The organism is Reichenbachiella versicolor (genome assembly GCF_003171675.1).
Classification (GTDB): Bacteria; Bacteroidota; Bacteroidia; order Cytophagales; family Cyclobacteriaceae; genus Reichenbachiella; species Reichenbachiella versicolor.
Map to the genome: position 1 here is coordinate 158,414 of NZ_QFZQ01000006.1, position 25,425 is coordinate 183,838.

The window sequence follows — 25,425 nt, forward strand, 5'->3', positions numbered from 1 at the left end:
TTTATCAATTAGAACTGTAATTGGATTCCTCCTAGGAATTTTCGAGTAATAGGGTAACTTCCACTATCAACTCCTCTGGTAAATAATCCGTCACCTCCCACTTCTGGATCGTAACCTTCATATTTGGTAAATGTGAATGGATTTTGGGCAGTGAAATACAATCTCAACTTTGAGATTCTGTCATTAAAGACTTTGGAAGGAAAGGTGTAGCCCAACGTAATATTTCGAATTCTCAAGTATGAACCATCCTCCAGGTAATAATCTGACCTCCCTCGGAAGTTGCTATGTTCCTGATTGTTTCTTGCCATAGGAATATCAGAATCAGGATTGGATGGAGTCCACATATATAACATATCTCTATGTCTGCTTGTACCATAGGCATGAAGCTTAGAGCCATTGTATATTTCTGCACCATAAGAGTAATAGGCTTGAACAAATAGATCGAAGCCTTTGTATTGAGCGTTGAATGCTAATCCTAACTCAAATTCGGGCATCCCTGACCCTCTATATACTCTATCAGCATCAGTGATTACGCTATCTCTAGCATCCATTATACCATCACCATCTGTATCTATAGTTAACTGATCCTCATACATCAAGTCCCCTATCATATAGGTTTCTTTCATTCCTGCTTGATACTTTTCTAATTGCTCTTCCGTCTTAATCACTCCTTGGTTTTTCACCAAAAAGAAAGCCCCTGCTTCGTACCCTTGGACTAGATAAGTAGTATAATCTACTCTATCTCCTCTGGATGCTACGGGTCTACCACCTGCAAAAGCTAGTCCTTCAATCCCATTTAGATTCGTAACTTCGTTAGTGTTTTTAGTAAATGTCGCGTTGATAGACCACTTAAACTCTGAAGAACTCTCTCTGTAGCCAAGTGCCAATTCCACTCCTTTATTGACCATATTACCAGCATTTACCGTCTGTCGATTGTAACTATCCGCATCTCTCGTTTGCCATACACCTGATGATGGAGCTACTTGCTCAGGAAGAATCATATCTTCTTTATCATTGTTATAGAAGTCCATGGTGAATGTGACTCTGTTCTCTAAGAATGCCATGTCTACTCCTATATTTCTAGAAATTGTTGTTTCCCAACCTATAAGGGGATTGTAGTACCTTCTCTGAATAGAGCCAATTCCGAGCACCTCTTCCCCTTCTCCTCCAAAAGGATAGTTGACTCCTGTCTCTATGATTGGCTGCCAGTCATAAGCTCCATCAGTTGATTGGTTACCTACTTGTGCATAGCTACCTCTGATTTTTAAAGAGTTTATAAAGTTTAATTCCGAAATATTTTGAAAAAATGACTCTTCACTAATATTCCACCCTGCAGAAAGTCCGAAAAAGGATTGATATCTATTGTCCTTAGAAAATACTGATGTCCCATCATGTCTAATACTAGCTGATAACAGATAACGTTCATCATACCCGTATTGAACTCTCAGCATTTTTCCTGCTAGATTTCTTGAGGAATTACTTCCTAAAGGTTTTTCAGGCGAAATACCTGCATCAAATACCTGTGTATTATTACTAGCCAAGCCATTTACTTTTGTAGTGACATCTTTACTATCAAATGCTTCGTAGGCCAATACCCCGGTAACTCCCAGATTATGCACACCAAATTTCTTTTGATAATTGAGAATATTCTCCCAAGTAGTTTTTTTATTAAATACAAACTCCTCTGTCAATACTGCCTGAGTTCTACCGCTACCTGATACACTATTTGGCCCAAAGACCAACATTTTAGGTTCGAAAAATTTTCTTCGATAGTTCCAATCATTTCTTCCCAAGTTTACCTTGTAACTAAAACCTTCGAAAAATTCATATTCCAAATTCAGTGCTACATTATTTGTGTTGATCGTTCTCTCATCTCTATTATTGATGATTTGAGATAAGTAACTGTATTGCTCTACATTATCACTAATAATAAAAAACTCATCATTGCCTAACGGATCCAAAGCATTAATACCCGGGTTATATGGCATTTGTACTACAGCTTGCTCATATATCTGCCAAGGTTCCTGAGACTGTTGTTCTTCAGAAAAGGACATAGAAGCAAAGGCTTTAAACTTCCCTTTGGTATATGTACCGTTAACTCTAGTTGTGATTCTATCATAATCGGAGTTGATCAGAACTCCTTCTTGATCGAAGTAGTTAACATTAGCATTAAATGTTAAATTCTTCTCTCCTCCCATCAAGTTCAAATTATAACTCTGCATCAATGCATTATCATTTTGAATATCTCCTACAAAGTCATTATTGATAGAAAGTGCATCAGGGTTAAAAAATAGAGCTTGAGGCTCCTGATTCAATGGTTTCAACTTTTCATGATTGACATAAAACTGATCTTGCGTATTGAGCAGTGGTGTACCAGAAGTAATGTTCTGAATACCAGCATAAGCTGAGAAGTCTACTTTCATTTGACCTGCCTTACCTCTTCGTGTCGTGATCAAGATCACACCATTAGAAGCTCTGACACCATAGATAGCAGCAGCAGCGCCATCTTTCAATACTTCTATAGACTCTATCTGTTCATTTGCTATCCTAGGATTATCTTGATAGGGTATCCCATCTACTACATATAGAGGTCCAGAAGCACCTTCTGCCACTGACCCCAATCCTCTAATTTGGATGTTGGCAACTTCACCTGGTCGTCCGCTTGAAGCTTGGACATTCACCCCGGCTACCTGACCTTGAATAGCATCACCAAGATCTGGAGTTGCATTTTTCAAAAGTTCGTCAGCTTTTAAAGAAGCTACTGCTCCGGTGACTTCCTTTTTCTTTTGAATACCATAGCCTACTACTACGACCTCTTCGAGTTCTTCGATATCGATCTCCAACTGGATATCAATCTGAGATCGACCTCCAATAATCACCTCTTTAGACTTGTAGCCGATAAAACTTACCACGAGGGTCTCTGCATCACTTGGCACTGAGAAAGAGTAATCTCCTTCTATATCAGTGATAGTACCTGTTGTAGTACCTTTTACTACAACTGTAGCTCCTGTGACAGTCGAACCATCAGAAGCATCTTTCACCTTTCCTGAAATCTTATTTTGGGCTTTTGTTGATAGAGTAACTCCCAAAAATAAGAATAGCATTACTGTACGTTTTAAAAACGTAAATAGTCGTTTCATTCACTTATGCTTTTATTACAAAAATTTAGTCCTGCACCTCCTTCCTCGGTATTATCCTATATGTATATCGGTCAATATTGAGCAAGAAAATGCATGATCAAATATGAAAACCAAACTGTCTATCAACGAGAAACATTACTATACTCCAACTGTACATTTTTTTCTTTTCGAAAGCTATATCACTAGACTCCTACTGTACACTTTTGTAATTCATCTGCATTTTGAGGCTTTATTTACGCTTTTTTCCTTTATTGCTTATCACAATTCGATTATTAACTACTGGATGAAAAGACTATGTTGAATGTGAGCACTAGACATTTATATATTCTCCTTTTGGCAATGTGGATAACTCCGAGTCTATGTAAAAGCACAGATAGACATAACAAGGCCTTGGAGTATTTAAGAATAGTTACTGAGCTTAAATACACAGAACCTGATAGTTCTCAGGCCATGTTAGGAGAAGCACTAGGAATTTTCCAAGCTCAAAACGACACACTAAATATTATCAAGACTTTCGTAGCACAATCCGACCTGAATGCTCATTTTGGAGAGTTTGGTAAGGCTTATGACAGATACTGGGAAGCACTTCTTCTTGCTGAGACTATCAATCATGATAATGCACGTGCCTCAGTATATAGTGGACTAGGATGGCTATATATTTTATACAATAGAAAAGATGAAGCCATAAAGTATTTTAACTATTCTATTCATATTCACAAGCGTATGATATTCGACATGCGTCTTGATCCTCAGGTATTAATGAATGACTATTACGCTCTAGCTACTTTCTATAGGAAGCGAGATAATTTACAAATGGCAAAAATTTACCTTGACAGTTGTATCGCAGTGTCTGCGCGTACAAATGTCAACCTTATTGACAGACCTTTTATTCGTGCTGAGTTAGGCTATCAAAGCTATTTAAGAGGTGAGTATAAAAAAGCTCTAGATCAATTATTAGCAGTGGAAGAACGGTTCAGAGAGTATTCTCCTGGATATCTCGTCATTCTTCATCACTTCATTGGACTGATTTATATGGAAATGGGACAATATAGAAACAGTGAAAAAAGCTTTTTAACATCAATTGAAGCCAATAAAAACTACAGAAGCCATCATGATATGATGCATCTGATTCACTTCGACCTTGCAGAACTGTATAGTAAAATGGCTAAATATAAACCTGCATATGAAGCGCTTATGATTAGCAAAAATCTAAGTGAAGAGAGCTTTGGTAGCCTTAGCTCCATCAATAGTGAATTCCTAGAGATAAAGGATGAGTTTAGAATACATACAGAACAAAAATTAAAACGAGAACAAGAAATCGAAAACCAAAGATTAAAGCAACAACAGAAAATTTCCAACCTCCAGTTATTGATACTTTCTAGTGCGACACTTACTCTAATACTTTCTATCATTTTTATCTATCGATTTTTACGCATCAAATACAAGGCAAAGCGTAAAATGCTTGAGCATAAGCGTGAAGTAGATCGAGAAAAGTCTAAAGAAGTATTGGAGATAAAGAACAAAGAGCTGATTTCATCTGCATTGCAGGTAATTCAGAAAGAAGAACTTCTCAGCGAACTAAAAGAACAATTGTTGACATTAAAAAAGACCCCAGATAAAAACAAAATCAACAAATTAGCTAGAAGTATCCAAATCAATTCTGATAACAACTGGGAAGAATTTGAGGCTCGATTCGTGTCTGTTAACACAAGGTTTTATACTGACTTGAATAATAAATTCCCCAAACTGAGTCAAGGAGATCAAAAGATCTGTGCACTTATCAAGCTCAACTTTTCTAGTAAGGATATGGCTAAACTTCTAGGAATATGTGTTGAGAGTGTTCACACTACTCGGTATAGACTGAGAAAGAAATTAGGACTAGAAAGAAGTGATAACTTGGAAGATTTCATTGCTAACATTGGATAACTTCCTCTCGTATTCAGATCACTCTTGTGTTTGATTATGTAGATTATCTAAGTCATTTATAAAAAGCAACTTACTGTGCATCATTTAGATCATGATAAGGTTTGAAAAAATAAATAGCTGTCAAGCCTCTATCAAGAAATAGATACAATTCATCTTATATCACAATAACAAGTAAAAAATATTTAGATAGTAGACTATCGTTTTTAGGGTAAAGAATTCAAGGTGAGTTTCTAATAAATTCAGAAGATATACTCTATCTGTATATGGTATTATGCGTATTCACATAAAAATTGACTAGATCTTTATACAATAAAAAAATGCTTTTTTGCAACACCTAATAAAAGGTATAACAAAAAGGCATTTAATAATCTAGTTCCTTAGGTCAACACTACTTAAGGCCTATTATTTTCATTAACTAAATTAATTTCATCAATATACAAGGTTCCAACACTATTTGGGGCTACTTCAAAAGTCAGATGAAATCCATTTTCTACTGGATCTGTTTCAAGATCTATAGAACTAGATAAAAAAGTCCAGCCACTAACAATATCACCTGGATCTACATCATCAAGTCTTATCAACTGATTCAATAATCGATAACCGTTATTATTATAGGATCTCTCATCTCCATCTACAACACCATTAAATACCCTCTGGTAAACTTTATTGATTCCAATTCTATCATCTACATACACCCGTATAGTATAATTATATGTACCTGAGGTCCATCTATAAAAATCATCAATTCCTATAGGGCTAAATACTTTTTTCCACCCTGGGGCGGAATTAGAAATAATTTTAAGACTAGAGTTACCTGCTGATACTTGTTCGTTTGAAGCTTCAACATGATTACCGTCCGATAGAGCTGTACTGTTGTATTCCCAATCTATGTTGTTCCCTTCAAATCCAAATACTATAGAATTAAGTTCAATATTTGAAGGTGTACTAACCAATATATCAGTAAAATACTGGAGCTTACGTTGTCGTTTCCTTATAGATCCTCCGTCATAGGTCACTAGGATATCATCATCGTTATATAATGGGTCTTCCACAGAAATTTCAATCAAGTTACCCTTTCCGGCAACCAAACTAACTGAAGTTACTGGAACATCTACTTGAGTAGTTACTCCCCTATGAGGATTAGTATAAGAAACAGAGAAAAACTCTTCCTGATCCATAAAATCGTCTACTGATACTTCTAGTAATATCCTTATTTTACCATTTGGACATAATGCTATTTCTTCTTGATAATTAATCGGCTCAGTGGATTCCACCACTTTCACCACCAGAGGAATTACTTTAACAACCGAATCTTCTGGTAATGGGATATCATTGAACCTTCCTTTTCTTTCTACTCTAATATTGCCTGCTACATTGTATCCAAGGTCGGAATAGGACACTGTCACAGACTCATCGGTATCGGAAGTAACCATCCCTCCCCTCAATTTCCATAACCTTCCAGTTGGATTTCCTTGATCTGATTGATCTATGAATGTAAGTTCTTCTCCTTCCTCTACTGTTAAAGTATCCCACTCAACTGGATTCCCTAAAGGAAACTCATCCGGACCAACAGACAGTATAGTCTCAGTTCCATGCACCACTTTAAAACTTGCCTTCAAAGTATCAAAAACTCTAAAGTAAAACGTGGTATCCATTACCCAAAGGTCTAATTCAGAGTCAAACACTGTCCCTGTACTATCGGCTATGGTACTGGTACCTATATTCATTGTCTCTATTTTGGTCACTGAATCCGAAAAAGTATTATAAAACCTTACTCTTGCACTTCCCAGTTGTGCAAACAAAATGTGTGCTGAAGGGTTACTAGTGATGGTATCTTTAGATTTTATAGCCTCATAAAGGTTTCCATCACTATCGAATCCTTCATTCAAGAAATAATTTCCTGACGTAACAGACCAGATGTGAGATTCCGCCCCTTGAGATAAATCCAAAAAAGATACTGAATTCCCTATAGAAACATACATTGTATCCTCTATAGGGTCAGAATGTCCGACTAACCACCCCAAGTCCTTCAATTCATTGGGAGCTTTATATTCGCTTTCACAGGCCCATACTCCCAGTACTACAAGAGCCATAATTAACGTTTTTACAAAATTATCCATCGCTCTATTAATCTATAGTTTACTATTTGATTGGCTTTCATCGATAGGAATAGGCCAGTATCCATTTCCTTCTACTGAATAATTTTTAGCTGCTGTGACATAGTCTGCAGGAATATCTTCCGCGGAATCATTCATCGAATTAGAAGCAGGTCCCTCTTGAAGCCTAGCCTTTTCGGTCCTTCCATTGAATGTATGGTCAATAATATGATATTCTCTAGTTGAAAGATCTTTATATCTGTCTTTTGTCACACCCCAGCGACGAAGGTCAATTACTCTTTCATTGTTTCCTTCTAAACAAAGCTCAAGAGGTCTTTCTTCATACATAATGGCATTCATAACCATATCTTTATCATAAGTCAAGTTATCATACTCTTGTATAGTACCAGCTCCCCTTAATTGAAGCCCCCATCTAGCTCTCACTTCGTTGATAAGGCTCAAGGAACGTGTCATATCAGGCCCTGTATGGGCCAAGCACTCGGCCTGCATCAAATAGACATCTGCTAATCGACATAAAATCACATTCTTGCCAGACCGCTGATTAGTCTCTCCAGCTAAAAGTTTTTCATTTGACGTAATATCGAAATTGGTGAGTTTCTTAAAATAGCCTACCACACCATTATTGAATTTAGCAGTAGCAATAGTCGATACTTTCTGATAATATGTCGTGATATCATCATGAACTAGAGCAGCCATAGCAGAAGCTCTTAATGAAACTGGTCTTAGCTCATCATCACTTGGATCGCTCGGGTCTCCCTCATTAATTATATTTCTACTATCTGAAGGGTTCATAACTTCAGACTGATAGGCGTCTACAAGCCATGCAGCCATGGTAATATCTTCAGAGCCTCCTGCTTGATTGGCTGGTGCAAAATGTCGAGCCCATCGATTAATAAAGCTTTCCTCATCATTGATATCTCCATCTACCTCTCGAACAATCGAATAATTGATTTCTAATATGGACTCATTATTAAACTCTCCCGCATCGGTGAACATTAGATCCATATCACGAACTAACTCATATCCGTATTCGGAAAGATTTTCCAAAATATCTTCCAAATAGACTTGCGCCTCAGCATATTCTTCTTGATATAAATAACTCTTTCCAAGCATAGCCGCAGCAGCTCCTTTGGTTACTCGACCTAGATTCAGTTCATTTGAAGAATACTGATAAGGAAGATTCTGATAAGCGTACTCTAAATCCTCTCTAAAAAACGCAATCACATTCTCTGAACTAGCAAACTCCTTATCAAAATCATCTAAATCTGCAATCTTGTCCCTTATGATTATTTCACCTTGATTATAGGTAGAATGCAAATAAAAGTGCATCAAGCCTCTAAAAAAACGGGCTTGTCCCATCTGAATTCTCCATTGATCTAGATTCGCAGCTACATACTCTTGAGGTAAAGAGTTCAAGGCATAAATAACTTGATTGGCTCTAGCTATTACAGTGTATTTAGCTTCCCAATCCCTTCCAATATCAATATCACTACTATTGTAAGTATGATCATACCAATTAGCAAGGCGTACAGATACTGTAGAGCTCAACCTTGCTTTAGGTACTCCAAGGTCAGATCTAAGAGTGCTAGCAACTTTACTGTGAACATAGTGATTTAGCATAGCTCCATACACTGCTGTAAGAGTTTCGTTAGTTTCCGATAGGTCTTTCCAAAAGTTCTCAGCAACCACTTCATTTGGATTCTCTTGATCCAAAAACTCCTCACAGGCCATCATACTAATCACTGTGAATACAGGAGTCAATATTTTTAATATCGTATTATTCATTTCGATTCTGTTTAAGGATTAAAATGTTAATTGAAGTCCTAACATGTACACAGCACTAATAGGATATGTTCCTCTATCCAATCCTCGGTTCACATTGTTGTTTCCATCTTCGATTCCTCCTACTTCAGGGTTGAACCCGTCGTAGTTGGTGAAGGTCAAAGCATTTTGAGCCGTAGCGTATATTCGTAGTCTACTTACACGAATCTGCTGAGTCAGTTTTCTAGGTAAGCTATATCCTATAGTAGCAGTTCTCAACCTGAGAAAGCTTCCATCTTCGACCCACAAATCATTCGCAGCCCGCATATTGACCGAAGAGTTAGTTTCATTTCTAAGAATTGGAATATCACTCTCAGGATTGACAGGAGTCCACATATATACAAGGTCTCTATGTCTCCCCCTTCTATAGGCATATGCCTTACTACCGTTCACTATTTCATGTCCAACTGATGCATACCAGTTCATAGTGAAATCAAAATTTTTGTACGCCAAAACTAGATTCGCACCTACTTCAAAATCCGGAAGGGGGCTTCCACTATAGATCTTATCATTATCGTCTACTATTCCATCTCCATTAATATCCAACCTTATTACATCTCCTAACCCTACTACATCAGGATCTAACTTTTTTTGCTCTTTTAATTGCTCTTCAGATTTAATGACACCATTTGTCTTCCACATATGATAATAGCCGACTTCTCTCCCCACAGCTATAGCAGACACTGATGCTGGATCTCCTGAAACTGACTGGCTTCCATCTAGTAATCTAAATTCGGTATTACCATTGATAGAAGTGACTTCATTAACATTCTTTGAAAATGTACCGTTCAATGCCCAACTAAAATCTCCGAGCTTATCCTGATAAGTAGCTGCTAATTCTATTCCCTTATTGACCATGTTTCCCACATTTTGGATCAAGTCATTTTCTTGATATGTACCAGCAGAAAGTGGTAGTCTAATAGGGAATAACATATCTTTCTTCTCAGTATAATAAAAGTCGGTATTCACAATAATTCGATTCTTTAGAAATCCTATATCAGCTCCCAAGTTGTATTGAACCGAAGTCTCCCATTTAACGTCAGTATTAGGATATTGCTCGATCGAAGTACCGGAGATAATAATGTTACCAAAAACATAATCATTTCCTCTAGCCAATGAGGCCAAATAGCTATATGGAGGGATCCTTTCATTGCCGACAGTACCATAACTCGCTCTAATTTTGAGATTGTCTGATATTGCCGATAATGGCTTCCAAAAGTTTTCATCTGCTACATTCCAGGCTACAGAAAAAGCTGGAAAAACTCCCCATCTATTTTCTTTACTGAAATTGGATGACCCATCTCGTCTGATACTTGCAGTCAATAAGTACTTGCTCTTGTAATCATACATGACACGACCTATAGTACCTACAGTGGCAATCACATAATCAAGTCCCGCAGGACTTTGTATAGAGGTCACAGTAGGAGCAAAAGTTCCATTGTCAAGTACATCAACCTTGTCATTAGCTAAACCTTGAATTGAGGCAGCAAAAGAAGTATTAGTTCTTCTATCAAATTCCATCAATGCCATAGCGATCACTCTATGGTCACCTACTTGTTTAGTGTAATTGACCCCTCCATTAATCGTTTGAGTAGACATTCGGCCAGCTATCTGATCTATAGAACTTCGAGTGGGGTCTACAGATATATCCCCTGTTTCAATATCTGTAGCTGAATATGGTGGTTGATAATTCTTGCTTAATTGGTTAGTAGTCGAAACCCCAACAGTGGAGCTTAATGAAAACCCATACCCCAATTCATAAGATAAATTCGAACTGGCGTTAAACCTATCTCTACTTCTAGTTTGTTTCCTCCTCAAGGATGCCAAAAGACCACTAGCTATCCCCTCTGTTCCAGATCCAAAAAAATCTATATTTTCAGTTTCAAAACTCAACTCTTCTTGATAAGGTCGATACCGGATACCGTTTAACAGTAAATTACCTGGTATCTGCTCTCGATCTTCATATGTATAAGACATACTTGTCCTCCATCTCCATTTATCCCTATTGTATTGAGTGCTAACTCTTACATTATATCTCTTAAAATAGGAATTCACAATAGTACCATCCTGATCAAATGCTCCCAAAGTAACGTTGTAACCAAACTCATTTGACCCTCCTGATATATTCATCGAGTATTGCTGGGTAGCAGCAAAATCATTTTGAACAAAATCATACAAATCTGTATTGTTCGAAGCCCACTCAGGTCTATTGTATATACTCGAAGATCCAGCCCCCGCGTATTTCCTTTGATTTTCTTCAAAGTATATTTGCTCATTTGTACTCATTAATGGTACACTTGAGGTTATCTGATTCACGCCATATGACCCATCGAAACTTACTCTCATATTTCCTTCTACAGGATTTCGAGTAGTAATCAAGATGACACCTGCTGCGCCCCTAGTACCATAGACCGCTGCGGATGCTGCATCTTTCAGTACATCAATTGATTCTATTTCACTTGGAGATAATCTTGGATCTCCATCTTGAGGCACACCGTCCACAACATACAGAGGAGTATTCGCTCCTGTCAATGAAGTGACACCTCTTATCAGAATACTCGATTCAGAGCCCGGAGCTCCTGAAACAGCTGAAACATTAACGCCTGCGATTCTACCCTGTAGAGCATTACCTATATCCGATGACACAAAATTTCTCACCTCATCACCAGATACTCTAGCCACAGCTCCTGTTACTTCTTTTTTCTTTTGCTCACCATACCCAATCTTAACAATCTCCTCCAATATTTTCATATCAGACTCCATTGTAATATTTATAATAGAGGCATTAGCCCCTCTCTCTACAGTCTTCATACCTATAAATGAAAACACCAACACATCTGTTTTCTCAACTTTTATATTGTAGTAACCATCTATATCCGTGATTGTCCCTGTAGAAGTACCTTTTATTAGTACGTTGACTCCTGGCAATTCATATCCCTCTTCAGCACTCGTAACTCTTCCTGACACTTCTAACTCCTGACCATATAATACTGATGTATTGACCATGCAGAAAAGTAAAAACGAAAAGTACAAGCACCTTTGGTTCCTTATCCTCATATTCTACCGTTTATTTTTATCAAAATTGATAGCTACAAAGCTCAAACAGTCTAATCTTGAAGATGTTGGAAGGCATCACTATACCGTTGGAAATAGTTTAAAACACCCTAAAACGTATATCAAAAGAAAAGCCATCATTCTAATGTTTTAACATCTTAAATGACCAAATCACATGCCTATATACTCTATTCTCGCCATAGTTATGAAAAACAACACATAAGACATGGATTCAAACATGACCTAACTCCCCCTCCTCTAACTTGCCCACTATCAAACATCACTGATACCCCTCCGTGATACACAACTATTAAGCATACATTCATAAGATGATTGACCATTTTCAGACTCGTAACAAACTTATACGCATAGCGGCTTTATGTTTCTCTTTATTATTTACCGCTTTAAACCTCTCAATGGGTGCTACAAAAGGCTCTCGACCAAACGTAATTATTATTTTGGCGGACGATCTAGGATACGGTGATGTTGGTTTCAATAGAGATGAGTCATTTCCCAAAGACTTAGGTATCATCCCTACTCCTAACCTTGACAAATTAGCTAATCAAGGAATTATTTGTACTAATGCACACGTCGCACACCCTTTTTGTGGCCCTAGCCGTACGGCTATCATGACAGGTCTCTACCCTCATAGAATTGGCGCTCAATACAACCTTCCTAACAGTATATATTCTAAAAACGGAATTCCTACAGAAGAAACATATTTCTCTACAATAATGAATAATTCAGGATATAGCACAATTGCTGTAGGTAAATGGCATCTCGGCAATGTAGAAGGAAAGCATCAACCACAAGATAGGGGGTTTGATGAATTCTTTGGATTTCTTGGGGGTGGAAAAAACTACTTCCGAAGCAACTATGATGGAATTTGGTACAAATACAATAACAAAAGCAAAGAATACAATGATCCTTCATTGTATAACACTCCCAAAGATAGACCTAATCCTAATGAATACTTAAACCCTTTACACAGAGGACGTCACTATGTTGACAGAAAAGAGTTTGGAGAAGAGGAATATCTTACTGATATCCTCACAGATCAAGCAATCGACTTTATCAATAGAAAATCAGATGAAGAAGCCCCATTCATGATGTATTTAGCATACAATGCCCCTCACACTCCTCTACAAGCACCAGAAGATGAGATCAGAGCTTTCAAGAGTGCAAACCCAAACTTTGAAAAACTAATAAGAAACAGCTCTTATATTAACGATTCAAAACCGATAGCTAAAGCAAAGACAAGTGAGAAGAAACAGAAACTAATCAACAAGTTTGTTGATGCAAGAATCACATATGCGACTATGGTAACCAATCTAGACACCAATGTGGGACGTGTGATCAAAACGCTTGAGGAAAAAAGAGAATTGGATAATACAGTTATCATATTTTTCAGTGATAATGGAGGCTATACCTATAGCAAAGGTGCGGTCAACTACCCTCTAGGAGGTCTAAAGGGAAGTGTTACAGAAGGAGGACATCGTGTCCCATTTTTTGTTCATTGGCCAGATAAAATTAAGAAGCCAGCAACCTACCAATATCAAATTGGAGCTATCGATCTTTATCCCACATTAGTGAATCTTGCAGGTGGAAAAATCCCAACTCATAAGAAAATAGATGGTAAAGATTTCATGGACAAAATAATTGCCGGCGAAGAAATAAGACCTGATGAATCTTTGTTTGTTATGAGACCTTTAAATGGATTTCAGAACGCTGCCGTAATTTCCTACCCATATAGAATTGTCAGACTAGGTGGTAAAGGAGTTTGGAAATTATACGATGTAAATGTTAACCCAGAACGAGAATTAGAAGGTAATGTAAACGGTACTACAGCCAGTGAAATCATATCAAATTTAGAGAAACAAGGGGCTAACTGGGCTCGAGAGTTTAAGGATGTTAGACCGGCATGGTTTGATCACAATCGAGGAAATGGACACCCTCATCAGATCCTTTGGTATGGCAAAGATAACGGTGGTAATCTTGCTACTCCTAAACTACCAGGGTTGGAAAAAACATTCAACGACCCCAACCTTAAAAGTGAACACGTTGTAAACTAACAAATTCATAATCAAGTTATTGTCAAGACTAAATTCTCACACTCTATCAATAACCTTACTATCCCTTGGAGAGAATAGAGCATTATTAATCAATTGGTAACCTTGAAGTAAAAAATGAAAAGTTAGATTTGCTAAATGTCCGCTCGTCAGCTCAATAGTCAAGTGTCCGAATTGAAGTCGGGCAATCATGATACGCTCAGAGAGTTGTTTGATTCTCATTTCGCTTATCTAATGAGGATAGCGTATTCCTTAACACAGAACCGAGAGGTATCGGAAGAACTGGTTCAAGATGTTTTTGTTTCCCTTTGGAATGGACGCGCCAATTTGAATGAAGACACTTCGTTCAATGGCTACCTTAATCAAGCAGTCAAAAATCGATGCTATACTTATTTCAGAAGGAAATCTGATTTTGATATTGTAGATATTGATGATGCTCCTCATTCGGATATTAGTATAATGTCAGATTGCAACCTAGAAGCTTCCGATCTTGCTCAAAGTATCCGTGTGGCTATTTCATCTTTACCCGAGAAAACAAGAGTTGTTTTTCAAATGAGTAGAGAGCATGAACTGTCTTATGACCAGATAGCTGAGGAACTAAATATCTCTTCCAAAACAGTCGAATACCACATGACCAATGCTTTGAAACTACTAAGAGAATCTCTGAGCCCCTTAGGATATTTATCCTTGATTATGACCATCTCTTATCTTTGGTAATATAAAATCAGCCCAAGAAGAAAACCACCTAACTCACTCTTTTTCAAAAAATTGAACATTAATCCCCTACCGTTTTATAGTCTTAGTTAAAATTTTTTCAAAAAAATTCCATTAATAGACTAGGGTGAGTTTCCAAAAGAGGTATTGCTACTTCGGAAACCAAAACTTAATGTCAATTGGAACACGAAAATTTAAACTTGTTAGTCAAGTACCTCAGCCATGAGTTGAACTCAGAAGAGGAAAAAGCTTTTGAAGCATGGCGACTTTCAAGTGATGCTAACGAAAAGATTATTGCAGATGCTGAGAAAGTATGGCAACAAAGTCCTGATCCTATCTCAGATGAAGAACTAATAATATCGATTGGAAGTGACAAGGAGAAAGTATGGGCAGGCATCGCTCAAAAAACCAAAGACAATCAGATATGGATATCTTCTAAACCACAAAAATGGTATTATGGAATCGCGGCTTCGATTGCGCTTTTGATTGGTTTTTTCATACTTCAAAACCAATGGGTCTCTTCTGACTCTGCACATCTGATCTCAGTCTTAGCCAAAGACAGTATTCGTCAAGTAACACTTCCAGATAGTAGTGTAGTATGGCTACAGGCTAACTCTTCATTGAGCTACTATGATTTTGAAGGTAAAGAATCTAGAGATGTTATATTGGATGGACGAGCTTTCTTTGAAGTTAAAAGAGATGAATCTAAGCCATTTTCGATTGAGACTAATAACGCATTGGTCACTGTTCTCGGAACTTCTTTCGAACTAAGTTCTACTGGAGAACTAAATGCTGAAGAACTCATTGTGACTACTGGGAGAGTGGCTTATAGTCCTCTAGAGAATAGGTCCAAGAAAATAGAACTGATCAAAGGAGAACGAGCAGTATTGACTGGCACGAATAGTCTTCCTTCAAAATCTATCAACTCAGATCGCAACTACCTTTCTTGGAAAACTGGAATCTTGACTTTTGAAAATGACCCTCTAGAAGTAGTAGATCTAGCACTGTCCAACCATTACGATGTTGATATTCGACTAGATGCATCATTACCTAGTGACAAGAGGCTGACGGCAAGTTTCAAGGACAAAGAGCTTGATCAGGTTCTCGATGTCTTATGTGCTCTCTACAACATGAAGTACAAATCTCAAAACGGAATCATTAACCTATATGTACAGCGCTAAGCGCTACTATCATCATGAAATCAAAATTGATCATATTAGCTATGCTCCTACAGGTGTTGAGCAGTGTAGCGCAGAAAAAGGATATAAGTGAGCTCCAGATCTCACTCAAGGGAAAAGGAAAGCCGACAGTGGGCTCCGTAATATCTCAGCTTCAAGATAAACACAATATAGAATGGGCATATGATGAATCATCATTAGACCTATTGTTGGCTACGAATTTGCCGACTGGCAAATCTATGAAGGTGAAATCAGTACTCAATGACTTGACGAATGTCACAGGTACTTCTTATCAAATCATGAGTAATCAAGTGATTTTGAAGAAAGACCAAACAGTCGCTGGAAAAAAATTCACCATCAGTGGACAAGTCGTAGATACGAAAACTGGTGAAGATTTAATCGGTGCCACTGTAAGAGTAGAAGGGAAAACACTAGGAGTAGTTACTAACCTATATGGCTTTTACTCATTGACATTGCCCTCAGGTTCGTACAATATATCCTGCTCATATGTAGGATATCAGAAAAAAGTTCAGACGGTTCAACTCACCAAAGACGTAGTTGTCAAGTTTGATCTATCCAACGATGAAGAAGTGCTGGACGAAGTCGTGGTAGTGGCTACGAGAGAAGAAGATGAAAATATCACCTCGGTAGAAGCTAGTGTGGAACAGGTGAATATCGAAACAGTCAAAAAGATGCCTGCGCTATTTGGCGAAATAGATATTATCAAAACGGTTCAGCTACTACCGGGCGTCAAGACCTTTGGAGAAGGAAGTTCAGGATTCTTTGTTCGTGGAGGAAATGTTGACCAAAACTTGGTACTCCTAGACGAAGCTCCTATCTACAACGCTTCTCACCTATTTGGATTCTTTTCAGCATTCAACCCTGAAGCGATCAAAGATATGAAGCTCTACAAGGGAGGTATCCCTAGTATGTATGGTGGTAGACTATCGTCAGTATTGGATATTAGAATGAAAGAAGGAAACTCAAAATCATGGGGAATGGCCGGGGGTATAGGAACTATGATGACTAGACTAGGCGTAGAAGCTCCTGTAACTAAAAAAGGTTCCATCATGATAGGTGCTCGTCGTTCGTACCTAGATACATTTGGTAAAGTATCCAACTGGGTACGAGGTAGAAAAAACAATCCTGGAGAACAATTCTTCTTCTATGACCTCAATGCCAAAGCCAACTACAGATTCAGCGACAAGGATAGATTGTTTATCTCTGGGTATTTTGGACGCGATGTGATTGCTACTGAAATAGATCAAAACAGCAAAGTCAGACTAGAATGGGGAAATACGACAGGAACGGTTAGATGGAACCATATTTTCACGCCAAAACTGTTCTCGAATGTAACTTACTACTATAGTAACTATGACTATTTCTTAGATTTTTCAGATGATGTACTTGCCGTAATCTGGGAATCTAATCTAAGTGAACACAGTGTGAAGCTTGATTTCGGAGCGTATTTAAACCCTAACAACACGCTGAAATTTGGAGCACAGACTATTCAACATGCGATCAGACCCGGTAGCATATCTATCGACACTGAAGAGAATGGATTGGACAAATATATCATTGAGAAAAATCTCTCTTATGAATCTGCTGCCTATGTCAGCAATGACCAGACTCTTGGCAAACTTAGACTTGACTATGGTCTTCGATTCTCAACACTTCAAAATGTAGGACCACAGGAAGAATACAAATTAAACTCGGAGTACGTGGTTACGGACACCGTTAAGCATAGAAAAGGAGTATACAACAGTTATTACAACTTCGAACCAAGGTTGAGTGCTAGGTATCAGTTGAACAAAACGACTTCGATCAAGTCTAGCTACAATAGAACAGCTCAATATATACAGCTCGCTTCTAATGGAAACTTTGCGTCTCCGTTTGACATCTGGTTCTCTAGTAGTCCTCAGGTAAGCCCTCAATTAGCAGATCAAGTAGTGCTAGGATGGTTCAAGAACTTTAGCAATAACTCTATCGAATTCTCGGCTGAGTTGTATTACAAGTATTTTCATAATGCCATCGACTTCAAGGATCAGGCAGAGCTTCTATTCAATGAAAACCTAGAAGGTGAGCTTCGCAAAGGAGTAGGAAGAGCCTATGGCCTAGAGTTAATGCTCCGAAAAAACAAAGGAAAGTTGACCGGTTGGGTGAGTTACACGCTTTCTAAGGCTGAACGAAAGACAGCTACTATCAACAATGACAACTGGTACAATGCCAAACATGACAAACCTCATGATCTCTCTATCGTAGCGACATATGAAATCACTCCAAGGATTTCATTGGGTACCAACTTCATCTACTCAAGTGGTGGAGCAGTTACATTCCCTACAGGAAGATACTACTACAGAGGGGCTGCCGTACCGATATACTCGGAGAGAAACGGAGAGAGATTACCAGCTTATCACAGATTAGATGCATCTCTGATCCTTAAGAACAAAAAGAACGCAAACAGAAGATTTCAAGGCGAATGGGTGTTCAGCGTATACAATGCCTATGCTCGCAAAAATGCCTTCACGATACAGTTTAGACAAGATGAAATTGACCCCAATGTCACCTATGCTCAGAAACTGGCCATCTTCAGCATCGTTCCTTCAGTCACTTACAACTTTAGATTTTAATACCTGACAGATGAAAAATATTATAATAACAATTTTGGTAACCACTGTCCTATGCTCATGCTTTGAGGACAGAATAGACTTGGATCTCAATGCCGAAGATCCCAAACTAGCTGTGGAAGGCTGGATTACAGACCTCGACGAGCCACAGTTCATCATTCTATCACTCACGGTCAATTACCTAGGTGATCAAGACCCTAACTATGTCTCTGGAGCACAGGTCACCTTGAGTGACGAAGTAGAATCCTTTACCATGGAGGAGAGAAATAAAGGACACTATTTCTTGCCATCAGACTGGGAACCTAGAATAGGTGATACCTATTCCTTAGAGATAACATATGAAGGGCAAACCTATAGAGCTACGGAAAAGATGCGAGCTTGTCCTGAGCTACAAGACCTAGACTACAAAGAGGATGATTTCGATGAGCTATTCGAGGATAATGAAGTATTTCCTCAATCATATAGTGTATCATTTTCTTTTCAAGATCCTCCAGGTATAGGTGAAGGATATTACGTCTGTGACTATGTATCAGGAACAGATGAGAGAGATTTCTTTATTAACTGGGGATATACCAACGATGAATTCTTTGACGGGGACTTCGTAGAAGATGTAAGTGCCACGTTCATAGATTACCCTCTTTTCATTGGGGATACAGCAATAGTAGAAATGTTTGCTGTCAGTACTGAAGCATCAAAATATTTAGGAGAAATAGAAAATGAGCTCTTTGGTAACGGTCCATTCGATTCACCACCGGCCAATGTAATGACCAATATATCGAATGGTGGAGTTGGATACTTCATGATAGGTGCAGTCCAACGAGATACCATCGTCTTAAAATAGTTGTTTTTTGTGAATACAAAAGGTGTGGAATGGGATCCTTCCAGTTCCTGTTCTCACCTTTTTTTAAGAGAACTTAACAGCTTAGAAGTATCCCTTCCGCGATTTCCTTTTTACCGACCGAAACAACATTAACCCATTATATGGGATCCATAAGATAATTACACAAAAAGTACGTTTGAACGGCTCAGATATAGATTTTGATAAGTCTCTCAAACGAACTTTATATAACAATTTGACAAATTAAAAATCTGTTGAAAATGATAACTAGTAAGCAAATCATTAATAATGCAAGTCTACTATTCACTTTGCTACCTCTCTTGATAGGTCTAATAAGCTGTAGTGAAGATGAAGATAGTTTTGAATCTAGCACCCTCAAAAGTGACATCTCCAATCAGACTTATGCTAATATTCTGGAGAGTAAGTTTAACAAGCTACCCAATGAAGCTGAAGTAGCTATAGCACTGGTACACGACGGAATCACCGAATACCTCGGAGTAATAAATGACAACAAAGTCCTAAAGGGTATCAATAATGAAAACAGCGTATTTGAGATAGGCTCCATTACCAAGGTATTCGCTAGTATTTGTCTCTCTGAAATGGTATCCTCAAATGAAGCCTCTATGAATGAGACGCTTCAAGAGCAGTTTGATTTTCAACTAAAGGCAGGTGGTAATATCACGCTAGAGCAACTAGCCAATCATACATCTGGCTTGCCTAGATTACCTTCTAATCTTGGTGAAATCCAAAATTTTGATCAAGAGGATCCCTATCTATCCTATTCATACGACAACCTCAAAAGCTATCTGAAAAACCATGCGGAACTAAATAATCCAAGTGGAACGAAGTATGAATATTCTAACTTAGGAATGGGTGTTTTAGGGTATTGTTTGGCTCAAAAAAAGAATACTACTGTAGAGGAAATGATGCAAAGTATAATCTTTAGCCCACTTGAAATGACCAGCACTACCACCATACTTGACAATGTAGATGCATCTAAACTAGTGGAACCAAGAGACCCAGATGGCAATATCGTTTCTCACTGGAATTTTGCCGAAACTATGTCCTGTGCAGGATCAATCAAGTCTTCAGTAACTGATATGGCCAAGTTCATTCTTAAAAACATCGAAGACGATGCAGTGTATAATTTACCTCAGAAAACAACCTTTGAAATAAGTAAGAACCTATACATGGGACTTGGTTGGCATATAGAAGAAAATGACAATGCCACTATACATACGCACAGCGGAGGTACTGGAGGTTTTGCATCTACCATTATGATTGACAAGGACAAAAAAACAGGTATCATCGTACTATCCAATGTAGAAGATTATCATAATGCTATTATCCCTGTTTGCAATGAACTGATGGCAGAAATTGGTAAGTGATCCGAGGCAAACAGAATTATCACACTAATTACCTGATAGCTTCGGATTATTTGATGGCAAACGATAGCATTATTCTCATTCTAAGAATAAATCAGCGTCATTAAATGACCATACGCTATAATTCTGTGGTCATTCGCTAAAAAAAATGACTCTACGCACTTTTGGAAGGGGTATTCGCTGTTTTGGAAGGCCCATTCGCACTTTTTTATAGCCATTCGCATGCGAATACCCCTTTAAAATCAGCGAATGGCACTCAAAAAACCGCGAATGGCCCCTGAAAATGTGCGAATGACCCCAGAAAATCTCCGTAGAGTCATTTTTTTCAGCGAACAGCCATTTTTTCTGGGTTTTTATAACTCAAAACCACTTAGCGCCATTTCTTTAGAGATTTGGTTTTTCATAAGAATAAATATTGTAAATACCTAGCTTGTAAATACTTAGTATCGGTTTATGTCATTGAACATTTAATATACAACAATTTATAACTCGATAGTCATATTGCCATTTAAAAAATAAACCCTTTGAATCAATACAAATCTCTAAACAATAAACTTAAGTTTGTAACCATGTATAAGGTTGTGCAATATGGTTATTAAGAAATATTACACTATTTCGGAAGTTTCAGAAGTTCTAGACAAAAACAAAGAGACAATTCGTAGATGGGACAGGGATGGCAAATTAAATGCTGTACGTGAACCTATGAGTAACTATCGAGTTTATAAAAAAAGTGACTTAGAAGTATTTCCCGAATTTCAACGATTGTTTAATAGTGATGAACAAAGCAATGCTGTTAAACCTTTAAAAAACTACTCAGTTTTAGAGCTATTTGCAGGTGCTGGAGGCCTAGCCATAGGTTTGGAAAAAGCAGGGCTAAATTGTGCAGCACTAAATGAAATTGATAAGTGGGCGTGTCAAACATTAAGGAATAATCGACCAAAATGGAAAGTTCTTGAAGGAGATGTTCGTAACCATTCCTTTAACGAATATAAAAATAACGTAAACGTAGTTACGGGTGGTTTCCCTTGTCAGGCGTTTAGTTATGCAGGTAAAAAACTTGGATTGAATGATGCAAGAGGCACACTATTTTATGAGTTTGCACGAGTGGTAAAAGAAGTTCAACCAGATATATGCATTGGAGAAAATGTCAGAGGACTTCTTAGTCATGACAAAGGAAAAACTTTAGAAGGAATGATTTCAATTTTAGATGAAATTGGATATCGCGTAGTATCACCAGTAAAGGTTCTCAAAGCTATTCATTACAAAGTCCCTCAAAAAAGAGAAAGACTAATCCTAGTAGGAGTTCGAAAAGATCTAGTTCAAGAATATGAATACCCAAAGCCTTTTAGTAAAATCTATAACCTCGAAGATGCCTTAAAAAAAGGCTCATTATTTAGTGTAGACGTACCTCATTCTGAAGGAGCCAAATATCCTGATCACAAGAAAAAAGTTCTAGACCTTGTTCCTCCTAAAGGCTACTGGAGGGATTTGCCATTGGATATACAAAAAGATTATATGCAAAAAAGCTTTTATTTAGGAGGTGGTAAAACAGGAATGGCAAGACGAATTGGATGGGACGAACCAAGTTTAACTTTAACCTGTAGCCCTGCTCAAAAACAGACTGAGAGGTGTCACCCAGATGAAACTAGACCCTTTACAGTACGAGAATATGCAAGAATTCAAACATTCCCTGATAAATGGGAGTTTTCTGGATCTATTTCTCAGCAGTATAAACAGATAGGCAATGCTGTCCCAGTTAACCTTGCAAAAGAAATAGGGTACTCAATTATCCGTTTTTTAAATGACGTTTATAAACAAGCCTCTGAATAACAATTTTGGTAGATTTGTTTCTTACTAAAGTTACAACTATGCCAAAATTAGAATGGATAAGCGATGTCGATTTAGAGAAAGCTGTTTCCTTCCTACTTCAAAAAGCAACAGAAGCTAAAGAGAAAACTGATAAAAATTTTGGCAAAAATGTAATTGATCCTTTTTCAGCAATATTTGAAATCGCAGGATTTCAAATCGATTATGATACCTGGGTAACTAGCGAAAAAAACAGGCAATCTCAAAAAACATTACAAAATCACATTGGTGAATTTCATCAAAATGTACTTGGTTCTGTTTCAAATTGGGAAAATATGAAGACTGGTAATGTCATTGACCTAGTTTCAAATAAACATAAAATCATTGCAGAAATTAAGAACAAGTACAATACTATTTCAGGTGGGAAACTTGCAGATTTATACTATTCATTAGATGGTCTTGTAATGCCAAAAAATAGTATCTACAAGGATTACACATCATATTATGTAGCTGTGATTCCTAAGAAAAAAGAACGGTACAATAAAGTGTTTACACCATCTGACAAATCTAAGGGAGCTAAATGCCCACCAAATGAAAAAGTTAGAGAAATCGACGGAGCTAGTTTCTATGACTTAGTTACGGGAAAAGAAAATGCTTTAGATGAAATGTATAGTGCCTTACCTGAAATAATTGAAAAATGCACAAACGGAAAATGTAAAATTCAAGATACTGATAAACTCAAGGTATTTTTCAATTCTGCATTTGAGAATATTATATAACAATTCAAAATTCAACTCTTAAGCACCGAAAAAATACACCCCCGACGCCATGGAACGAGGCAATCGAGGGCGATCGGTTATCAGCCTAATATTTTGCTAACGAAAAAGTGCTACTCCTAGAGTGCTGAAGTTCAACTCGTCAGTATCGAAATACGCAGATATATCCCATACAAATAGCCTATTGATATCCCAACTGTACAGCGGGTGATATTGAATTATTCTGATATTCGGATGACTTTGATAGACATGCTTAGCCAATTGAAGCTTATTCGTCTTGGCATCTATCTTGTAAAAAAAGCTGATCAACAAAATGTCTACAGAGTGGCTTTGTAGATACTGACATACTGAAAGACCATCGCTAGGTACCTCGACTACCTCGTACGCTCCTATCTTGGAAAACTCTACTTTGAAATGACTAGAGAGAGCCCCATTGCTCTCCAGTAATACAATCCTCTTCATACACTCACCTAACACGAAAGGCCTTAAATAAAATAAGGGTGAAACTTTAACTTGTCCGTTCAAGAGGCATTCGGAAGCCCACACCACAGACAAGCAAAGCTCACCCTATAAGGTGAGCGTATGCTTACTATATTCTTGTGGTGACGAAAGTTCCGAATTTTCTTGAACAAGAATAATACAGCTTACGCTATAATATTTTTAATAAATGTATTTCTCTATATGCTACGTATTTTGCCGCAAACATACGTAAACCAGAGAATAACTAATATTTTTTCAATCCATACCACACATCATTTTAGACTTCAAACAATAACGGTTTTAAGCAAGATAGGAAAAATCAGTGTGAGATCGCACACTACTCTACGATTTTTATTAGATCAAATTTGTTAGGTGCGAATTGATCTTAGACATAAGGATTTCTTAATCGCTTTTGGAAAGCGAATAGAAAAGTTACGTAATTCGAAAGGATGGTCCCAGTATGAATTGTCCTACAAAACGAACATCGAACGATCATCTCTTATTAAAATAGAAAAAGGAACTATAAATACTGGCGTTGCAGTACTTCCAGAATTAGCCAAGGCCTTCGACATCTCAATCCCAGAGCTATTGTCATTCGACTACGAGAGTTGATACATCACTCACTCCCCAAAAAGCAATAATGTTATTTCCCCCTTCCAAAACGAGGGCGACTTGAGAAGTAATACAAGTCAACCAAAGCCTAAGATTAAAAACCTACTTAATCTGTTTTGCTTTACTAAAAGCTTAGAAATAAATTCCTACTTGTAAATTAGATACCCTCAAGATTAGTATTGTAAATCCATATAATACATGATCTATCGTGGACTAATATACTTCTACTAGCATGAAATTAACTGACAAGCAAGACGATAACCAAAATGGTATTTTTTATCTAAACCATAAACAGGAATGGATTGATACCTCATCCATTTTCAAAATAACTGAAGAAGGTGGGAAACTCAGAGTACAAAACAACAACGTCAACTGCTTGTTCACCTCACTGACACCTGAATCATTTGACAATCACTACAACAAGTATGCTCAGCATTTGAACCTTGACTTTGAACCTTTAGAAATTCAGAGTGCTATTTATCAACTTTCGAAAACCGAACAAGAGCAACTAAAACAGAGCATTATTACTTACTGGATGTATTTCTATTCAGTGAACAATCCCAACATAAAAGTTATAAAGTCTGATTTCGAGCACCCTTGTATGGTCGATCAAGTGTTAGAAGTTTTAGATGTCAAGTATGGACCTAATTCGTCCGTAAGTCTAGCACTCGGAGCAAAAATACTAAGGCAGTCACTTAACCAATATACCGAAACAGTCAATCAAAGAAAACGGCATTATGACCGATAATACGGGAATTAAGTCCTTGAAAAGAGATATACAACTATCTAAATTAAGCTCCCTTAAACATTAATAAAAGACCAACTTAAAAACTGAATCTATTATTATATTAGGGATATAGTCATCAAACTGAAACCCCTGAA

16 protein-coding genes are annotated in these 25,425 nt (G+C 37.5%); 11 read left to right on the forward strand and 5 right to left on the reverse strand.

The features are described 5' to 3' along the window. Positions 1 to 8 precede the first annotated feature (8 nt). Positions 9 to 3,140 (reverse strand): SusC/RagA family TonB-linked outer membrane protein, encoded by a 3,132-nt coding sequence (locus DKG80_RS13370; protein ID WP_109831858.1) that lies wholly within the window; start codon positions 3,138 to 3,140, stop codon positions 9 to 11. Positions 3,141 to 3,530: 390 nt separating this feature from the next. On the opposite strand from DKG80_RS13370, the gene DKG80_RS13375 reads away from it, so the two are divergent. Continuing rightward, positions 3,531 to 5,066: a tetratricopeptide repeat protein gene (locus DKG80_RS13375; RefSeq protein WP_162555874.1), complete on the forward strand. Its 1,536-nt coding sequence runs from the start codon at positions 3,531 to 3,533 to the stop codon at positions 5,064 to 5,066. A 392-nt stretch (positions 5,067 to 5,458) separates the two neighbouring features. Here the strand turns inward: DKG80_RS13375 and DKG80_RS13380 are convergent, their stop codons facing one another. The 3 genes from DKG80_RS13380 to DKG80_RS13390 are packed head-to-tail and all read right to left on the reverse strand — an operon-like array spanning position 5,459 to position 12,010. Then, positions 5,459 to 7,159 carry a hypothetical protein gene (locus DKG80_RS13380; RefSeq protein ID WP_109831860.1) on the reverse strand — a complete coding sequence of 567 codons (1,701 nt, stop codon included), beginning with the start codon at positions 7,157 to 7,159 and terminating at the stop codon, positions 5,459 to 5,461. Positions 7,160 to 7,198: 39 nt separating this feature from the next. Further along, positions 7,199 to 8,968, reverse strand: coding sequence for a RagB/SusD family nutrient uptake outer membrane protein (locus DKG80_RS13385; protein ID WP_109831861.1), 1,770 nt, complete (start codon positions 8,966 to 8,968; stop codon positions 7,199 to 7,201). A gap of 18 nt (positions 8,969 to 8,986) precedes the next feature. Beyond that, the gene (locus DKG80_RS13390; protein WP_162555875.1) at positions 8,987 to 12,010 is read right to left on the reverse strand and encodes a SusC/RagA family TonB-linked outer membrane protein; all 3,024 of its coding nucleotides are present in this window, start codon (positions 12,008 to 12,010) and stop codon (positions 8,987 to 8,989) included. A gap of 464 nt (positions 12,011 to 12,474) precedes the next feature. Between DKG80_RS13390 and DKG80_RS13395 the strand changes: the two genes are divergently transcribed. From DKG80_RS13395 to DKG80_RS13430, 8 genes are all read left to right on the forward strand, one after another. Next, positions 12,475 to 14,130 carry a sulfatase-like hydrolase/transferase gene (locus DKG80_RS13395; RefSeq protein ID WP_162555876.1) on the forward strand — a complete coding sequence of 552 codons (1,656 nt, stop codon included), beginning with the start codon at positions 12,475 to 12,477 and terminating at the stop codon, positions 14,128 to 14,130. A gap of 135 nt (positions 14,131 to 14,265) precedes the next feature. Then, complete coding sequence (locus tag DKG80_RS13400) at positions 14,266 to 14,844, forward strand: RNA polymerase sigma-70 factor (protein WP_109831864.1); 579 nt, start codon at positions 14,266 to 14,268, stop codon at positions 14,842 to 14,844. Positions 14,845 to 15,020: 176 nt separating this feature from the next. After that, positions 15,021 to 16,022: a FecR family protein gene (locus DKG80_RS13405; RefSeq protein ID WP_109831865.1), complete on the forward strand. Its 1,002-nt coding sequence runs from the start codon at positions 15,021 to 15,023 to the stop codon at positions 16,020 to 16,022. 14 nt (positions 16,023 to 16,036) lie between these two features. After that, the gene (locus tag DKG80_RS13410) at positions 16,037 to 18,649 is read left to right on the forward strand and encodes a TonB-dependent receptor (protein ID WP_221409130.1); all 2,613 of its coding nucleotides are present in this window, start codon (positions 16,037 to 16,039) and stop codon (positions 18,647 to 18,649) included. A gap of 10 nt (positions 18,650 to 18,659) precedes the next feature. After that, the gene (locus DKG80_RS13415; RefSeq protein WP_109831866.1) at positions 18,660 to 19,487 is read left to right on the forward strand and encodes a DUF4249 domain-containing protein; all 828 of its coding nucleotides are present in this window, start codon (positions 18,660 to 18,662) and stop codon (positions 19,485 to 19,487) included. 257 nt (positions 19,488 to 19,744) lie between these two features. After that, entirely contained in the window at positions 19,745 to 20,872 is a 1,128-nt protein-coding gene (locus DKG80_RS13420) for a serine hydrolase domain-containing protein (protein WP_109831867.1), read from the forward strand. 585 nt (positions 20,873 to 21,457) lie between these two features. Then, positions 21,458 to 22,699: a DNA (cytosine-5-)-methyltransferase gene (gene dcm / locus DKG80_RS13425; RefSeq protein WP_109831868.1), complete on the forward strand. Its 1,242-nt coding sequence runs from the start codon at positions 21,458 to 21,460 to the stop codon at positions 22,697 to 22,699. A gap of 38 nt (positions 22,700 to 22,737) precedes the next feature. Next, the gene (locus DKG80_RS13430) at positions 22,738 to 23,454 is read left to right on the forward strand and encodes an Eco47II family restriction endonuclease (protein ID WP_109831869.1); all 717 of its coding nucleotides are present in this window, start codon (positions 22,738 to 22,740) and stop codon (positions 23,452 to 23,454) included. A 96-nt stretch (positions 23,455 to 23,550) separates the two neighbouring features. On the opposite strand, the gene DKG80_RS13435 is transcribed toward DKG80_RS13430, so the two are convergent. Beyond that, positions 23,551 to 23,913 carry a hypothetical protein gene (locus tag DKG80_RS13435; RefSeq protein ID WP_109831870.1) on the reverse strand — a complete coding sequence of 121 codons (363 nt, stop codon included), beginning with the start codon at positions 23,911 to 23,913 and terminating at the stop codon, positions 23,551 to 23,553. A 390-nt stretch (positions 23,914 to 24,303) separates the two neighbouring features. On the opposite strand from DKG80_RS13435, the gene DKG80_RS13440 reads away from it, so the two are divergent. Both DKG80_RS13440 and DKG80_RS13445 read left to right on the forward strand, forming a co-directional pair. Beyond that, positions 24,304 to 24,543 (forward strand): helix-turn-helix domain-containing protein, encoded by a 240-nt coding sequence (locus tag DKG80_RS13440; protein ID WP_109831871.1) that lies wholly within the window; start codon positions 24,304 to 24,306, stop codon positions 24,541 to 24,543. A gap of 232 nt (positions 24,544 to 24,775) precedes the next feature. After that, positions 24,776 to 25,291, forward strand: a complete 516-nt coding sequence (locus DKG80_RS13445) for a hypothetical protein (RefSeq protein WP_109831872.1) — start codon at positions 24,776 to 24,778, stop codon at positions 25,289 to 25,291. Positions 25,292 to 25,425: the final 134 nt, after the last annotated feature.

Coding starts and splice junctions, on each gene's coding strand:
- DKG80_RS13415 (WP_109831866.1), top strand. CDS start 18,660: ATGAAAAATATTATAATAACAATTTTGGTAACCACTGTCCTATGCTCA.
- DKG80_RS13410 (WP_221409130.1), top strand. CDS start 16,037: ATGAAATCAAAATTGATCATATTAGCTATGCTCCTACAGGTGTTGAGC.
- dcm (WP_109831868.1), top strand. CDS start 21,458: ATGGTTATTAAGAAATATTACACTATTTCGGAAGTTTCAGAAGTTCTA.
- DKG80_RS13400 (WP_109831864.1), top strand. CDS start 14,266: ATGTCCGCTCGTCAGCTCAATAGTCAAGTGTCCGAATTGAAGTCGGGC.
- DKG80_RS13430 (WP_109831869.1), top strand. CDS start 22,738: ATGCCAAAATTAGAATGGATAAGCGATGTCGATTTAGAGAAAGCTGTT.
- DKG80_RS13385 (WP_109831861.1), bottom strand. CDS start 8,968: ATGAATAATACGATATTAAAAATATTGACTCCTGTATTCACAGTGATT.
- DKG80_RS13435 (WP_109831870.1), bottom strand. CDS start 23,913: ATGAAGAGGATTGTATTACTGGAGAGCAATGGGGCTCTCTCTAGTCAT.
- DKG80_RS13445 (WP_109831872.1), top strand. CDS start 24,776: ATGAAATTAACTGACAAGCAAGACGATAACCAAAATGGTATTTTTTAT.
- DKG80_RS13395 (WP_162555876.1), top strand. CDS start 12,475: ATGGGTGCTACAAAAGGCTCTCGACCAAACGTAATTATTATTTTGGCG.
- DKG80_RS13380 (WP_109831860.1), bottom strand. CDS start 7,159: ATGGCTCTTGTAGTACTGGGAGTATGGGCCTGTGAAAGCGAATATAAA.
- DKG80_RS13420 (WP_109831867.1), top strand. CDS start 19,745: ATGATAACTAGTAAGCAAATCATTAATAATGCAAGTCTACTATTCACT.
- DKG80_RS13370 (WP_109831858.1), bottom strand. CDS start 3,140: ATGAAACGACTATTTACGTTTTTAAAACGTACAGTAATGCTATTCTTA.
- DKG80_RS13390 (WP_162555875.1), bottom strand. CDS start 12,010: ATGGTCAATACATCAGTATTATATGGTCAGGAGTTAGAAGTGTCAGGA.